At 65.1% G+C, this 1,226-nt stretch carries 2 protein-coding genes and 1 pseudogene; 1 reads left to right on the top strand and 2 read right to left on the bottom strand.

From position 1 onward, the window contains the following. On the bottom strand, positions 1 to 228 hold a 228-nt coding region (locus B3E43_RS09125; RefSeq protein WP_292028674.1), incomplete at its 3' end, for an ATP:cob(I)alamin adenosyltransferase. A gap of 4 nt (positions 229 to 232) precedes the next feature. Further along, positions 233 to 439, bottom strand: a complete 207-nt coding sequence (locus B3E43_RS09120; RefSeq protein WP_292028673.1) for a twin transmembrane helix small protein — start codon at positions 437 to 439, stop codon at positions 233 to 235. A gap of 121 nt (positions 440 to 560) precedes the next feature. On the opposite strand from B3E43_RS09120, the pseudogene B3E43_RS09115 reads away from it, so the two are divergent. Beyond that, positions 561 to 1,226 (top strand): annotated as a pseudogene (locus tag B3E43_RS09115) (hypothetical protein); the annotation flags it as partial.

The raw sequence follows: 1,226 nt of genomic DNA, 5'->3' as shown, positions 1-1,226 counted from the left end.
CAGATCGGCGCCGAGGTCGAACAGCTCGTTCTGGATACGCCCCAGCATGGCGTCGATGCGGTCGTTCTGGCCGGAGTACAGCCGGGCCACGCCGATGACGCTGTTGAGTTCGTCCACGGCGCCATAGGCCTCGACCCGGCGGTCGCTCTTTGAGACGGTCGCGCCCGAAGCCAGCCGCGTCTGCCCGCCGTCGCCGGTCTTCGTATAGATGCGATTCAGGACCACCACGGGCTCAGGACCCCTGTGTGGACTTCCACCACATGCCGACGCACAGCAGGACGATCGCCACGGCCTGCAGCCCCACGCGTAGCCGCATCAGCTTGTTGGAGCGGGAACGGTTCGCATCCCCGCCCTTGTGCAGGGAATAGATTCCGAACCCGAGGGTGACGGTCACCGCCAGGATCGCAACGAGGATGAGGATGTTGATGATGTCGCCCATGGCGGCAATCTAGGCGCGGTCGCGAGGCGAGGCCAGTGCAGAGGCGTCGCACGTCTTATCAGCGATCAGCTAAGCCGTTGGTCATCCTTTCGTGGTTTGTTGGCCGGCTGAAGGGGTGGCCATGACCGACCGCGCGATTCGCAATCTGGCCCACCTGCGCCGCTCGGCCTCGACCGCGCGCGTCCTGAATCTGCTGAAGGTGTTTCTGGATCACGGCCACGAGGCCGACTGGGCGGAGAAGCCCCTGTTCCGGACGCCGGCCCTGAACCGCGCGCTGATCATCAAGCACCGGCTACGCCGGGACGAGAACGACTGTTTCTATCTGCGCCGGCAGGTGGCCACCAAGGTGATCATTCCACTGGATGCGAATGAGCTGAAGACGGGCGGCCGCTATGTCTTCGTCGGCCAGCGCGGCTTCGAGCGGGTGATGCAGGAGGCGTTCGGAGTCGGCCCGCGGCACCCGGACATGACGACGCTGACCCTGCTGGACCAGCTGCCGTCGCTGGATCCCTTCCTGTTGCGTGAGCAGCTGAAGCGCGGCGGGATCGAACCCGCCCACTGCTATTTCTCCATCAGCGAGTCGGACCTGCAGCGCATGGCGCGGTTCGTCGAGGACGAGATCCGGCCGCTGGTCACCCTGTGCATCGGTCCGGATCTGGAAGCGGTGGGATCGACCCAGCGACTGGCGGGAAAGATCATGTCCAACGATCCCCGTGATCGGATGGAGGCTCTGCGCGAGACGCTCAGGCTTGAGCCGGACGACTATCAGGAGGGCGTCTTCTGCTGG

The organism is Brevundimonas sp. UBA2416 (assembly GCF_002343105.1).
In the GTDB taxonomy this organism is placed as follows: domain Bacteria; phylum Pseudomonadota; class Alphaproteobacteria; order Caulobacterales; family Caulobacteraceae; genus Brevundimonas.
Note: the sequence above shows the minus strand (reverse complement) of the source record. Positions and strands in the feature narration are given on the sequence as shown.